Origin of the sequence: Actinoallomurus sp. CA-150999, from assembly GCF_050942425.1 — a bacterium.
Classification (GTDB): domain Bacteria; phylum Actinomycetota; class Actinomycetes; order Streptosporangiales; family Streptosporangiaceae; genus Actinoallomurus.
The window spans coordinates 5,036,362-5,048,360 of sequence record NZ_CP192063.1 but is presented as its reverse complement, the minus strand read 5'-3'; the positions used below and the strand labels follow the sequence as shown (position 1 = coordinate 5,048,360).

The window sequence follows — 11,999 nt, the reverse complement described above, 5'->3', positions numbered from 1 at the left end:
CCCTTGCGAGCGGGACGGAGATCCGCCGGACGCGGCCTACGGTGTCTCGGTGGTGAGACGGCGGGCCTGGTCGCGGCCCACGTCGGCGGCCTGGCGGAGATAGTCGACGATGATCTCCAGCTGCTCGTCGGTGTAGCGCTCGAGCACCGCACCGAACGCCTGTCCCGGCGTCTCCCACGCCTCCGCGATCCGGGCGGCCGCGTCGGGGGCGAGAGCGACGAGGGCCCGTCGGCGGTCGTTCGGATCGGGCTGCCGCTGCACGAAGCCGGCCTTCTCCAGGCGGTCGACCAGCCGGGACGCGGATCCTGACGCCAGGCCGGTGAGCCGGGCGATCTCCCCGGTGGTCACCGGCCCGGGCTCCAGGTCGAGCAGCGCGATGCACTGCACGTCGGTGGGGTGCAGCCCGATCCGGTCGGCCATCGCCTGATTGAACAGCGTGTACGCGGCATAGTGCCGCTGGCTCTCCCCCACGACACGCGCGAGCAACTCCGCCCGGTTTGACACCCGGCACCTCCATGCCTCAAATTTACCTTCGTCACGAAGATACTTCGTCACACAGAATCCGCGTGACAAAGTATATGCGAAAGGAATAATCTCCATGACCGTCCTCGTCACCGGAAGCCGCGGCGCCGTCGCCCGGCACCTCATCGCCCTGCTGGAGGAGCGGGGGCTCGCCGTCCGCGCGGCCTCCAGCACCCCCGAGAGCCCGGACACGATCCGCTGCGACCTGACCGACCCGTCCACCTTCGCCGCCGCCCTGAAGGGCGTGACCTCGGTCTTCCTGTACGCCTCGCCGTCCCACATCGGCGCGTTCGTCGAGGAGGCCACCGGGGCGGGCGTCGAGCACATCGTGCTGCTGTCCTCCTCCGCGGTCCTCGCCCCGAACGCCGACGACAGCACGGTGGCCAAGAACCACCTGGACGTGGAGCGGGCCCTGACCGCCTCCTCCATCCGTGCGACGTCGCTGCGCCCCGGCGCGTTCGCGAGCAACGCGCTGGCCTGGAGCTGGAGCCTGCGGTCGGGCCGGCCGATCAGCCTGCCCTTCCCCGGCTCCCACAACGACTCGATCCACGAGGCCGACGTCGCCGAGGCCGCCCTGGCCGTGCTCACCGACCCCGGCCTGGGCGGCCGCCCGTACACCCTGACCGGTCCGGAGTCGCTCACCTTCGCCGAGCAGATCGACATCCTGAGCCGGGAGACCGGCCGGCCGATCCGCTTCCGGAAGGTCACCCGGGAGGAGTGGAAGGAGGAGATGGCCGAGCACGTCCCGGCCGCCTTCGCCGACTCCCTCCTGGACTGGTGGGCGTCCAACGACGGCGTCCCCGTCGAGCTCACTCAGGCCGTGCGGGAGCTGACCGGCCACCCCGCGCGCACCTTCGCCACCTGGGCGCGCGACCACGCCGACGCCTTCCGGGCATAAGCCCTCGAGGCCCGCGCGGGCCGCCGTCCGGCGGCCCGCCGGAGCGAGCCCTTTCTATGGAAGGAACTCCTCGGGACCCAGGTGACCATGGAAGGGCGGCATGCGCTCGCCGAGCAGGAGCCGGCGCGCGACATGGGCGACCTGCCCGGCCGCGTACCTCGCCTCGCCGGCGAGCTGCGGATAGCCCGACAGCGAGGTTCCGATGAGCTCGACCGAACGCCGTGACCGCTCCGACAGCTCCTCCCGCCCGCCGAGCCAGGCGATGAGCCCGTCGAGGTAGGTCTCGGGACGGCCTGCAACCAGACCGTGGAACGGTTCCAGGCCCGGATCGGCGCCGTACGGCTCGACGCTCAGGAAACCGCGCTCGTCGGCGGCGTAGACGACGTCGACTCCCCGTTCCCTGGCGAGCCGCCGCACGAGGTGCTTGATCGCGAGCCCGTCGCACTCGTCCACGAGGAGGTCGAGGCCCGCCACGAACTCCGCCGCGTTGTCCTCCGTCACGCCTTCCTCGACGAGGGTGATCTCCAGATAGGGATCGATCACGGCGATCCGGCGGGCGACGATACGGGTCTTGGGCAGACCCAGATCGTGCAGGCCCGCGCCCAGACGATTGAGGTTCGACAGATCGAGGCGGTCATGGTCGGCCAGCACGATGTGGCCGCACAGATGCTCCTGGGCCAGCGCGACCGCCGCCTCACCACCGACGGATAATCCGATCACCGCGACCCGCTTCTTCCGCAGCAGATCCTGCTCGGCACGCGTGATCTTGAGCTGGTTGCGCGCGGTGACGACCTCGAAGTAGTCCGAGGGAGGCAGCACGTGCGCGACCTGCGACATCCATGGCAGATGGACCCAGGCACCGTAGGCCGACACGTGGTCGCCCGCCACCTCCCGGGCGTACCGCTCGTGCTCGCCCGGCCGGTCCGGCAGCCGAACGGCCGCCAGCTCGCTGAGCTGGCGGTCGATCGTGTCGATGACCGCGATGCCCCGCCGCCGGCACAGCATCGTGAAACGGCCCATCTCCCCCGGGCGCAGGCGCACGATCACCGGGCGCCAGCTGTGCCCGGACGGGGCGTCGAGCGTTCCCGCGAAAGCATCAAGATCGATCATTTTCTTGCCCTCGTCAACGTTAAGTTTGACTTGGTCAAGTAAATATCGACTCCTCTGACGGCGCAACCCCCGAGATGACTCCCGGTCGTGCGGGCCGCCGCCGGCGGCCCGCGTCGCACGAGATCAGAAGTTGATCATGTGGCCGGCCAGGCCGTGGATCGCTTCCTTGACCGCCTCGCCCAGCGTCGGGTGGGCGTGGACGTTCCGCGCGACCTCGTGGACGGTCAGGTCCCACTGCTGGGCGAGGGTCAGCTCGGGCAGCAGCTCCGTGACGTCCGGGCCGATGAGGTGCGCGCCGAGCAGCTCGCCGTACTTCTTGTCGCTGAGGATCTTCACGAAGCCGGTCGGGTCGCCCAGGCCGTGCGACTTGCCGTTCGCGGTGAAGGGGAACTTGGCGACCTGGACGTCGAAGCCCTTCTCCCGCGCCTGCGCCTCCGTCCAGCCGAAGCTGGCGATCTGCGGCTGGCAGTAGGTCGCCCGCGGGATCATCACGTAGTCGAGCTCCATCGTCTCGGCGGCCGCGATGGTCTCGGCGGCGACGATGCCCATCGACTCGGCCGCGTGCGCCAGCATCAGCTTGGCGGTCACGTCGCCGATCGCGAAGATGTGCGGCACGCTGGTGCGGCCGCGCCCGTCGATGTCGATCGCGCCCCGCTCGGTCAGCCGGACGCCGGTCTTCTCCAGGCCGTAACCGTCGACGTTCGGCCGGAAGCCGATCGCCTGCAGCACCTTGTCGGCCTCCAGGACCTGCTGCTGCCCGTCCTTGGAGACGGTGACGCGGACCTTCTCGCCCGACTCGTCGATGCCCTCGACGCGGGTGGAGGTCAGCACGTCGACGCCGAGCTTGCGGTAGCGGCGCGCCAGCTCCTTGGAGACCTCCTCGTCCTCCAGCGGCACGAGCCGGTCGAGGAACTCCACGATCGTGACCTTGACGCCGTAGTTGCTCAGGACGTACGCGAACTCCACGCCGATGGCGCCCGCGCCGGCGATGACGATGCTGCCCGGCAGGTCCTCGCTGAGGATCTGCTCCTCGAACGTCACGACCCGGTCGCTCAGCGACGTGCCCGGCAGCAGCCGCGCGCTCGCGCCGGTCGCGAGGATGCAGTGGTCGAACGTGACGGTCTCGCCGCCCACCTGGATGGTGTTCGGGTCGGTGAAGGTGCCCCGGCCGTTGAACTCCGTGATGCCGTTCTTCTTCATCAGGTAGTGGACGCCCTTGACCCGGCCGTCCGCGACCGTCCGGCTGCGGCGGAACGCCTCGCCGTAGTCGAAGCGCACCTCGCCGTTGGCCTGGATGCCGAACGTCTTCGCCTCACGGGTGAAGATGTGCGCCAGCTCGGCGTTGCGCAGCAGGGCCTTGGAGGGGATGCAGCCCACGTTGAGGCAGACGCCTCCCCAGTACTTCTCCTCGATGACCGCGGTCTTAAGGCCCAGCTGGGCGGACCGGATCGCGGCGACGTACCCGCCCGGGCCCGCGCCGAGAACGACGACGTCGAAATGAGTGCTCATGAGCAGTAACGATATTGCCCGCTGGTGGGTCCGGCCGACACCGTCCCCGGCGTCGCCCGGACCTCGATCACAGGCTCAGCGCTCGCCGTCGAGATGGATCATCAGGCGGCCCGGTACACGACGAACGAGACCGCGATGTACTGCGCCACGTACGCGGCGATCGTGAAGGCGTGGAACACCTCGTGGAAGCCGAACCAGCGCGGTGACGGATCCGGGCGGCGCAGCCCGTACACCAGGCCGCCCACGCTGTAGAGCAGACCGCCCACGCACACCAGGGTGAGCGCGGCCCAGCCCGCGCCGTTCAGCAGCTGCGGCATGACCGCCGCCGCGACCCAGCCGAGCCCGACGTACAGCGCGGTGTACAGCCAGCGCGGCGCGCCCACCCACACGATGCGGAACAGCACCCCGGCGGCGGCGCCCGACCAGATCACCGACAGCACCACGGTACGCGCCGTACCGTGCAGCGCCAGCAGCGCGAACGGCGTGTAGGTGCCGGCGATGATCAGGTAGATGTTGGCGTGGTCGAACCGCCGCAACACCGCCTCGGCCCGCGCCGACCAGTGCCCGCGGTGGTAGAGCGCCGAGACGCCGAACAGCAGCGCCGACGTCACCGCGTACACCGCGGCGGCCAGCCGCGCCGACAGTGTGGGGCCGAGCGCCACCAGGACGATGCCGGCGACCAGCGCGGCCGGGAAGGTGCCGGCGTGCAGCCAGCCGCGCAGCCGTGGTTTGACCGCCTGGGCGAGCTCTCCCACGCGTGCCGCCGGTCCAGCCATGGGCTCCTCCTCCGTCCGTCCGCTGAGTGTGCCGACACTCAGTATTCCGAACGGCGGGCGAGCCGTCTCCCTCCACCCAGGCGTGAGGTGAACTCGGTGTCCACCTCCTGGACGTCCTCGACCGTGACGGCCACGTCTTCCAGCGCCGGGCGGTCACGGAGCCGCTCCGCGGCCTTGCGCAGCGCCCGCTCGCCGACGAGACGGCTCAGCTCCAGGCCGAAGCAGTCCAGCTTGTCGGCGTCGGTCAGGTCGTCGCGGGCCCGCAGGTCGGCGGCGAGCTCACCGAGGCGCTGCGCCTCCGCGAGCTCGTACCGCCGCAGCGCGTGGCTGCACAGCTCCGCCAGCGCGGCGTGGTCGCGGGCGAAGGACAGGCCGTGCAGGTCGTTGCCCGCCAGCCGGCTGAGCGCCCGCTTGCGGTCCATCGCCGCGTCGACGATCTTCAGCAGCCCGGACAGGAGGAGGATCGGCCCGATGCTGACGCCCTTGTCCTGAGCGATCATGAAGGAGGAGCGGAAGACCGCGGCCGAGCCGACCGCGGCGGCCATGACCTGCGCGACGTCGGCGCCGATGGGCGGAGCGCCCTCCGGCAGCGCGAACCGCCAGCCCATCGACTCGGCCAGGATGAGCGCCAGCGTCGACGCGGAGGCGTTGACGATGACGTAGAGCATCCCGGACGGCGAGAACACCGCCGACGCGGGCTTGTCCTGGTAGCGGCCGGCCAGCTCGGCGCCGCCGATGAGAGCGCCGAGCAGGGCCGCGAAGAGCATCCTCGTGACCACTAGGCCCCCCTCGCGCGTACCGGCTCGAGGCCGCCGAGGACCATCGGCCGGCCCGCCCGAGCGGCCTCCAGGAAGACCAGGAGCCACTCCCCCGGCCCGGTCGCCGCGCCGTGCCAGCGGCGCGGCGGCGCGTCCCTCGCCTGGAGGAACACCAGCAGCCAATCCCCTGTGCCCGAGGCCGTGCCCCGGCGCATTCGTGTCGCCATGGCGAGTACTTTCGCCAGCGGGCCCGGGGAAGGCGACGACCGCGCGGCAATGCCTTCCGAACGCCCTGCCCACGGCATCCGCACGGCAGAGTTGTGGCGAGTCCCCGCCATCCCGGCGGATTCTTCGCGGACCGGGGACTCCGGTGGGCTCGGAGGCGGATCCGGGGTTCCCGCGGTGCGAGAACGAAGAGGCCGCGTCCTTTACATAGTAAGTCGACGACCCGGGGCCGCTGGGATCCCAGCCGCCGCTACCGGTTTGAGCGGCGGCGTTCAGAGCCGGGGCGGGCGGCCCTCGTAGGGGGTGCTCAGCACGACCGTGGTCCGCGTGGAGACGTTGGCCGCGGCCCGGATCTGCTGCAGGAGCTCCTCCAGCGCGAACGGTGAGGCGACCCGCACCTTCAAGATGTAGCTCTCCTCGCCCGCCACCGAGTGGCAGGCCTCGATCTCCTGAAGGTGGCCGAGCTTCTCCGGCGCGTCGTCCGGCGCCGCCGGGTCGATCGGCTTGATCGAGATGAACGCGGTGAGCGGCAGACCGACCGCCTCATGGTCGAGCACCGCCGAGTAACCCCTGATCACACCGCGCTTCTGCAGCCGCCGTACGCGCTGGTGCACGGCCGAGACGGACAGCCCCGTCTCGCGCGCCAGGTCTGTGAAGCTCATGCGGCCGTCCTCGGCGAGCAGGGCCACGATCTGCCGGTCGATGTCCTCCACGCCTCAGAACCTATCGCGATGGACGATTTCGCGGGGGAACGCACCGTCGCCGCTTACGCCATCACTTCCCAGGGCCGGCGAGGTGGCGGCCGATGACCATGCGCTGGACCTGGTTGGTGCCCTCGACGATCTGCAGGACCTTCGCCTCCCGCAGGAACCGCTCGGCGGGGAAGTCGGTGACGTAGCCGTAGCCGCCGAGCACCTGGACGGCGTCGGTGGCCACCCGCATCGCCGTGTCGGTGGCGAACAGCTTGGCCATCGCCGCCTCCGGGCCGTACGGCCTCCCGGCGTCGCGGCGGCGGGCCGCGGCGAGGTACAGCGCCCGGGCCGCCGCCACTCCGGTGGCCATGTCGGCGAGCATGAACCGCAGGCCCTGGAAGTCGGCGATCCGCTGCCCGAACTGACGGCGCTCGCGGGCGTAGGAGACCGCGGTGTCCAGCGCCGCCTGGGCGACGCCGACGGCGCAGGCGGCGATGCCGAGCCGCCCGCCGTCCAGCGCCGACAGCGCGATCGGGAAGCCCTGTCCCTCCGCGCCGATCCGGTCGCCCTCGGGGACGAGCACGTCGTCGAAGTGCATCTGGGCGGTCGGGGACGAGCGCAGGCCCATCTTCTTCTCCGGCGGTGCGGCACGGACGCCGTCGGTGCCGGCGGGGACGTGGAAGCAGGAGATGCCGCGACTCTTGTCGGCGCCGGTGCGCGCGAAGACGGTGTAGAAGTCGGCGTGTCCGCCGTGGGTGATCCACGCCTTGGTGCCGTTGATCGTGTACGCGCCGCCGTCGTGGAAGGCCTTGGTGGTCAGCGCGGCGGCGTCGGACCCGGAGTGGGGCTCCGACAGGCAGTAGGCGCCGAGCAGGTCGCCGCCGAGCAGGTCCGGCAGGAGCCGTTCCCGCTGCTCGGCCGAGCCGTACGCCGCGGTCGGGAAGCACGCCAGGGTGTGCACGCTCACTCCGAGGCCGACCGCGAGCCAGCCCGCGGCCAGCTCCTCCACGACCTGCAGGTACACCTCGTACGGCTGCCCGCCGCCGCACTCCTCCGGATAGGGCAGGCCCAGCAGCCCGGCCCGTCCGAGCGTGCGGAACACCTCACGGGGGAACCGGCCGGACTCCTCGTCGGCGGCCGCCCGCGGGGCGAGCTCGGCGGTGACCAGGTCACGGGTCAGCTCGAGCAGGTCGTACGCCTCCGGCGTCGGCAGTTCACGATCAACGCCCATCGTCCACTCGCCTCCCGGCCATGGCCCCTCCACGCTGAGGGGACACATCGGGAAAATAGTAGGACGTCCAAGTAACTGATTGCCATCGACCGCGGGACACAATCCGGCATTCGGGGACGAACTTCCGCCGGACCGGCCCGTAATGACCGGTCCGGCGGCAGGTCAGCCGCCCGCGACGATGAGGTCGCGGCTCACATGGTTCACGCTCTCGTGACCGTCGGCGGTGCACACGACGATGTCCTCGATGCGCGCCCCGTGCGGTCCCGGATAGATGCCCGGCTCGATGGAGAAGGCCATCCCCGGCTCCAGCGGCTCGGTGTTGCCCGCCACGATGTAGGGCTCCTCGTGCGTCTCCAGGCCGATGCCGTGGCCGGTGCGGTGGATGAAGTACTCCCCGTACCCGGCGGCCGCGATGACGTCGCGCGCGGCCGCGTCGACCGCCTCGGGGGTGACCCCGGGGCGTACGGCCGCGCGGGCCGCCTCCTGCGCGTCCTTCAGCACCGCGTAGTAGGCGTGGAAGTCCGCCGGCGCCTCGCCGACGGCGTACACGCGGGTCTCGTCGGAGCAGTACCCGCTGGGCATGGTGCCGCCGATGTCGACGACGACGGGCTCGCCGGCCTGGATGACCCGGTCCGACAGCTCATGGTGGGGGCTCGCGCCGTTGGGCCCCGAGCCGACGATCACGAAGTCGACCGTCGCGTGCCCCTCGGCCACGATCGCCTCGGCGATGTCGCGGCCCACCTCCCGCTCGGTGCGCCCCGCCTTCAGCAGCGCCGGCACGATGCCGTGCACCCGGTCGATCGCGGCGCCCGCCTCCCGGAGCGCCTCGACCTCCGCCGCGCTCTTGCGCTTGCGGAGCTCGCCGAGGACCGAACCGGCCGCGACCTGCTCCGCGCCGGGCATCGCGTCGCGGAACCGCAGCGCCATGACCGCCCACATCCGGTCCGCGACGCCGACGCGGCCCAGGTCGCGCGGCAGCCGGGCGGCGACCAGCGCGTACGGGTCGTCGAGCTCGCCCCAGGGCACCAGCTCGACACCGAGCGCGCCCGCGGTCGACGCCTGCGCCGCGGCCAGCTCCAGCCGGGGCACGACCAGGAAGGGATCGTCCGCGGCGGGCACCACCAGGCACGTGAGCCGCTCCAGCGGGATGGCGTCGTAGCCCGTGACGTAGCGCAGGTCCGGCCCTGGCGTCAGCAGCAGCGCGCCGAGTCCGGACTCGGCGGTCGCCTCGCGCACCCGGGCGAGACGGTCGGGCTCGAATAGGGCTTTCGGGCTAGTCACACCGTTCCCTCTCCTGTGAGACCTACATGACGGCGGCAATCTACTCCTCGCCTTCCACCTCGAGTATCCGCCAGCGCTCCATGGCCCGATCCGCCGGTCCCGGCCGCCGCGGAAGCGTGCACAAGACGCGCACAAGAGCGATGGACGATGCTCGCTGTGTGCGATAACCCCATCACGGACAGCGAAAATCGCTACCATGACGTACACGCTCAGGGCGTGCACAGGGCGAGCGAGAGCCCCATCCGCCCCGTGTGTCACACCATTCCCGACCGACCGACCGACGACCATCTCAACGAGCAGATCCACAATCGCCCCGCAGACGATCACCATCGAAAGTGGTCTCCATGGGATTCCCTCACACCACGGGCGACACGCCCCAAGAGCAGCAGGCGGGCACCTCGGAGGCGACGGTCGAGCAGCTCCTCGCCGAGAACGAGCAGCTGCGCGACAGGCTCCGCACCACCGCCGCCGTCGAACAGGCCAAGGGCGCTCTGGCCGAGCGCCTGCGGTGCGGCGTCGACGCCGCCTACACGCATCTCCTCCAGATCGCGCGCGACAGCGGCATCTCCCCGCAGGACGCCGCGTCATTAATGTTCGCCACGGAGCAGCGCGACGGCGAGTCCCCGCCGGTGCCCCGCTCTCCCGCCGACGACACCGGTGACTCCGCGCCGGCGGCCGTCACCCCGTGTCCGCCCGAGACCGTCCCGCCGGTCCGCTCCGGGCCGCCCTCCCGGCCGGCCCCAGATGATCGCCTCGACCAGTTCCAGCACGCCCAGCGCCTCGGCAATCTCGGCTGCGGCGTGTGGGAGCCGGCGACCGGCACGAGCCATTGGTCCGACCAGGTCTACGTGATCTTCGGGCGTGACCCGGCCGACGGGCCGCTGCCGCTCGACCGGCTCGCCGCGGTCGTCGTGCCGGAGGACGTCCCCCTCACCGCCCACCTCGTCAGCACGCTGGTGGACGGCAGGGAGGCGGTCGACAGCGAGATCCACATCCGGCGCGGCGCGGAGACCCGCGAGCTGCGGCTGATCGGAGAGCCCGTCGTCGACGGGGCGGGCCGGCCCGTCGCCGTGCGCTGTGTCTACCAGGACGTCACGGGCTGGCGCCGGGGCGAGCGGGCGCTCACCGCCTCCCGGCGGCAGCTCGAGCAGCTCCGCGTCGACGAGGAGCGGCGCCACGCCATCGACATGCAGCGGTCGATCCTGCCCCTGCCGCCGCGCGTCATCGACAAGCCGGGCCTGCGGGCGGCGGTCCGCTACCTTCCGGCCGGCATCCTCGCCCGCGTCGGCGGTGACTGGTACGAGACGAGTGCGATCGACGGGGAAGGGGTGTTCCTGGCCATCGGCGACGTCTCCGGACATGGACGGAACGCCGCGGCAGCCATGGCCCGGCTGCGCAACGGCCTCAGCGGACTGGCGTTCACGGGAGCATCGCCGGACCGCCTGCTGGCCTGGCTCAACCGCCTGACGCTGCACTGGCCGACGTCGCTGACCGCCACGGCGCTGGCCGGCCGGTTCGATCCGGAGACCCGCACGCTCACGTGGGCGCAGGGCGGGCACTTCCCGCCGCTGCTGATCCGCGACGGCAAGGCCACGACGCTCGACCCGCCGGAGGGGATGCTGCTCGGCGCGGTCGAGGACGCGGAGTTCGGCGTCGCGACGACGCCACTGGAATCGGGTGACCTGCTACTTCTCTACACCGATGGATTGATCGAGCGGCGCGACCGCGACCTGCAGGTCGGCCTGGACCTGCTGTTGCGCGTCGCGTCCACGGTCGGCAGCAACGACCCGGAGACCGTCCTGGACCGGGTGTTGTCGGCGTTCGGCGCTCCCAACCCCAACGATGACACCTGCGTCGTGGCCATCCAGATCGTCTGACCCGCGGCGGGCCACGGCGCGAAGCTGAGAGGATGGCGGCGTGGGTGGACTCATGCTGCTCGACACGCCGTCGCTGTACTTCCGCGCGTTCTTCGGGGTCCCCGAGTCGGTGACCGCGTCCGATGGCACGCCGGTCAACGCCGTACGCGGGCTCCTCGACATGATCGCGCGCCTCGTCCGGGACCGCGCGCCGCACTCCCTCGTGGCGTGCATGGACGCGGATTGGCGGCCGGCGTTCCGGGTGGAGGCGCTGCCGTCCTACAAGGCGCACCGGGTGGGTCCGGACGGCGGCGACCAGACGCCGGACGCGCTCGCGACCCAGGTCCCGGTGATCGAGGAGGTCCTCGACGCCTTCGGGATCGCCCGGGTCGGCGCTCCCGGTTACGAGGCCGACGACGTCATCGGCACGCTGGCCACCGTGCACGACGGCGAGGTGGACGTCGTCACCGGCGACCGCGACCTGTTCCAGCTCGTCCGCGACGACAAGCCCGTGCGGGTGCTCTACACGGCGCGTGGGATCAAGGCCCTGCAGATCGTCGACGAGGCCGAGGTCACCGCGAAGTACGGCATTCCCGGCCGCGCCTACGCCGACTACGCCACGTTGCGCGGCGACCCGAGCGACGGGCTGCCCGGCGTTCCGGGCGTGGGCGACAAGACCGCCGCGGCGCTGATCACCCGGTTCGGTGACCTGGAGGGGATCGAGCGCGCCCTCGACGAGGGCGAGACGTCGGGTTTCCCCGCAGGGAGCCGGCTGAAGCTGGAGAAGGCACGGGACTATCTCGCGGCGGCGCGGACGGTGGTCAGGGTCGAAACACGGATCCCCATTCCGGCGTTCGACGCGGAGGTGCCGCGCACGCCGCGCGATCCGGAGCGCCTCGTCGCGCTGAGCGAGCGCTGGAGCCTCGACAGCCCGGTCAACCGGCTCCTGGCCGCGGTCGCCGCCGGCTGACCCTCCCCGGCGGTTCTCAGCGCTCGGACCGACCTTTCGCCGTTTCCCAGCGGGTGGGTTTGAAACCTCTTGGTCCCGTCATGTGACCAGCGGGTGACTGTTTGCAGCAAAAGCGTCATTTGGCGCACTACCGCGGCATCTGCAGCGTTCTCATTTCAGTGACAGGGTCAG

12 protein-coding genes are annotated in these 11,999 nt (G+C 71.3%); 3 read left to right on the top strand and 9 right to left on the bottom strand.

Annotated features, from left to right (window positions below; genetic code table 11):
- Nucleotides 1-36: 36 nt before the first annotated feature.
- Nucleotides 37-504: a MarR family winged helix-turn-helix transcriptional regulator gene (locus ACQP2O_RS23650; RefSeq protein WP_433189043.1), complete on the bottom strand. Its 468-nt coding sequence runs from the start codon at nucleotides 502-504 to the stop codon at nucleotides 37-39.
- A 94-nt stretch (nucleotides 505-598) separates the two neighbouring features.
- Here ACQP2O_RS23650 and ACQP2O_RS23645 point away from each other — a divergent pair, with 94 nt between their 5' ends.
- Nucleotides 599-1,420 (top strand): NAD(P)H-binding protein, encoded by an 822-nt coding sequence (locus tag ACQP2O_RS23645; RefSeq protein WP_433189040.1) that lies wholly within the window; start codon nucleotides 599-601, stop codon nucleotides 1,418-1,420.
- A 54-nt stretch (nucleotides 1,421-1,474) separates the two neighbouring features.
- Here ACQP2O_RS23645 and ACQP2O_RS23640 read toward each other — a convergent pair whose 3' ends face one another.
- The 8 genes from ACQP2O_RS23640 to ACQP2O_RS23605 all read right to left on the bottom strand — a co-directional run bounded on the left by ACQP2O_RS23640 (nucleotide 1,475) and on the right by ACQP2O_RS23605 (nucleotide 9,002).
- A complete protein-coding gene (locus tag ACQP2O_RS23640; protein WP_433189037.1) occupies nucleotides 1,475-2,530 on the bottom strand; it encodes a ThiF family adenylyltransferase in 1,056 nt (351 codons plus the stop codon).
- A 123-nt stretch (nucleotides 2,531-2,653) separates the two neighbouring features.
- Nucleotides 2,654-4,039 (bottom strand): dihydrolipoyl dehydrogenase, encoded by a 1,386-nt coding sequence (lpdA, locus tag ACQP2O_RS23635; protein ID WP_433189034.1) that lies wholly within the window; start codon nucleotides 4,037-4,039, stop codon nucleotides 2,654-2,656.
- Between the two features lie 101 nt (nucleotides 4,040-4,140).
- Complete coding sequence (gene trhA / locus ACQP2O_RS23630) at nucleotides 4,141-4,815, bottom strand: PAQR family membrane homeostasis protein TrhA (RefSeq protein WP_433189031.1); 675 nt, start codon at nucleotides 4,813-4,815, stop codon at nucleotides 4,141-4,143.
- A gap of 38 nt (nucleotides 4,816-4,853) precedes the next feature.
- The gene (locus ACQP2O_RS23625) at nucleotides 4,854-5,594 is read right to left on the bottom strand and encodes a hypothetical protein (RefSeq protein WP_433189028.1); all 741 of its coding nucleotides are present in this window, start codon (nucleotides 5,592-5,594) and stop codon (nucleotides 4,854-4,856) included.
- The gene (locus ACQP2O_RS23620; RefSeq protein WP_433189025.1) at nucleotides 5,594-5,800 is read right to left on the bottom strand and encodes a hypothetical protein; all 207 of its coding nucleotides are present in this window, start codon (nucleotides 5,798-5,800) and stop codon (nucleotides 5,594-5,596) included. Before ACQP2O_RS23620 ends, ACQP2O_RS23625 begins: the two co-directional genes overlap by 1 nt.
- 270 nt (nucleotides 5,801-6,070) lie before the next feature.
- Complete coding sequence (locus ACQP2O_RS23615; RefSeq protein ID WP_433189022.1) at nucleotides 6,071-6,511, bottom strand: Lrp/AsnC family transcriptional regulator; 441 nt, start codon at nucleotides 6,509-6,511, stop codon at nucleotides 6,071-6,073.
- 61 nt (nucleotides 6,512-6,572) lie between these two features.
- On the bottom strand, nucleotides 6,573-7,721 hold the full coding sequence (locus ACQP2O_RS23610) for an acyl-CoA dehydrogenase family protein (protein ID WP_433191136.1): 1,149 nt from the start codon (nucleotides 7,719-7,721) through the stop codon (nucleotides 6,573-6,575).
- 162 nt (nucleotides 7,722-7,883) lie between these two features.
- A complete protein-coding gene (locus tag ACQP2O_RS23605; protein WP_433189019.1) occupies nucleotides 7,884-9,002 on the bottom strand; it encodes a M24 family metallopeptidase in 1,119 nt (372 codons plus the stop codon).
- Nucleotides 9,003-9,346: 344 nt separating this feature from the next.
- Here ACQP2O_RS23605 and ACQP2O_RS23600 point away from each other — a divergent pair, with 344 nt between their 5' ends.
- Both ACQP2O_RS23600 and ACQP2O_RS23595 read left to right on the top strand, forming a co-directional pair.
- On the top strand, nucleotides 9,347-10,879 hold the full coding sequence (locus tag ACQP2O_RS23600; RefSeq protein ID WP_433189016.1) for a SpoIIE family protein phosphatase: 1,533 nt from the start codon (nucleotides 9,347-9,349) through the stop codon (nucleotides 10,877-10,879).
- 40 nt (nucleotides 10,880-10,919) lie between these two features.
- Nucleotides 10,920-11,828 (top strand): 5'-3' exonuclease, encoded by a 909-nt coding sequence (locus tag ACQP2O_RS23595; RefSeq protein WP_433189013.1) that lies wholly within the window; start codon nucleotides 10,920-10,922, stop codon nucleotides 11,826-11,828.
- Nucleotides 11,829-11,999 lie beyond the last annotated feature (171 nt).

Bases quoted from the DNA above. Each gene is read 5' to 3' on its own strand.
- ACQP2O_RS23645 (WP_433189040.1), top strand. From the start codon at position 599: ATGACCGTCCTCGTCACCGGAAGCCGCGGCGCCGTCGCCCGGCACCTC.
- ACQP2O_RS23640 (WP_433189037.1), bottom strand. From the start codon at position 2,530: ATGATCGATCTTGATGCTTTCGCGGGAACGCTCGACGCCCCGTCCGGG.
- lpdA (WP_433189034.1), bottom strand. From the start codon at position 4,039: ATGAGCACTCATTTCGACGTCGTCGTTCTCGGCGCGGGCCCGGGCGGG.
- trhA (WP_433189031.1), bottom strand. From the start codon at position 4,815: ATGGCTGGACCGGCGGCACGCGTGGGAGAGCTCGCCCAGGCGGTCAAA.
- ACQP2O_RS23620 (WP_433189025.1), bottom strand. From the start codon at position 5,800: ATGGCGACACGAATGCGCCGGGGCACGGCCTCGGGCACAGGGGATTGG.
- ACQP2O_RS23610 (WP_433191136.1), bottom strand. From the start codon at position 7,721: ATGGGCGTTGATCGTGAACTGCCGACGCCGGAGGCGTACGACCTGCTC.
- ACQP2O_RS23600 (WP_433189016.1), top strand. From the start codon at position 9,347: ATGGGATTCCCTCACACCACGGGCGACACGCCCCAAGAGCAGCAGGCG.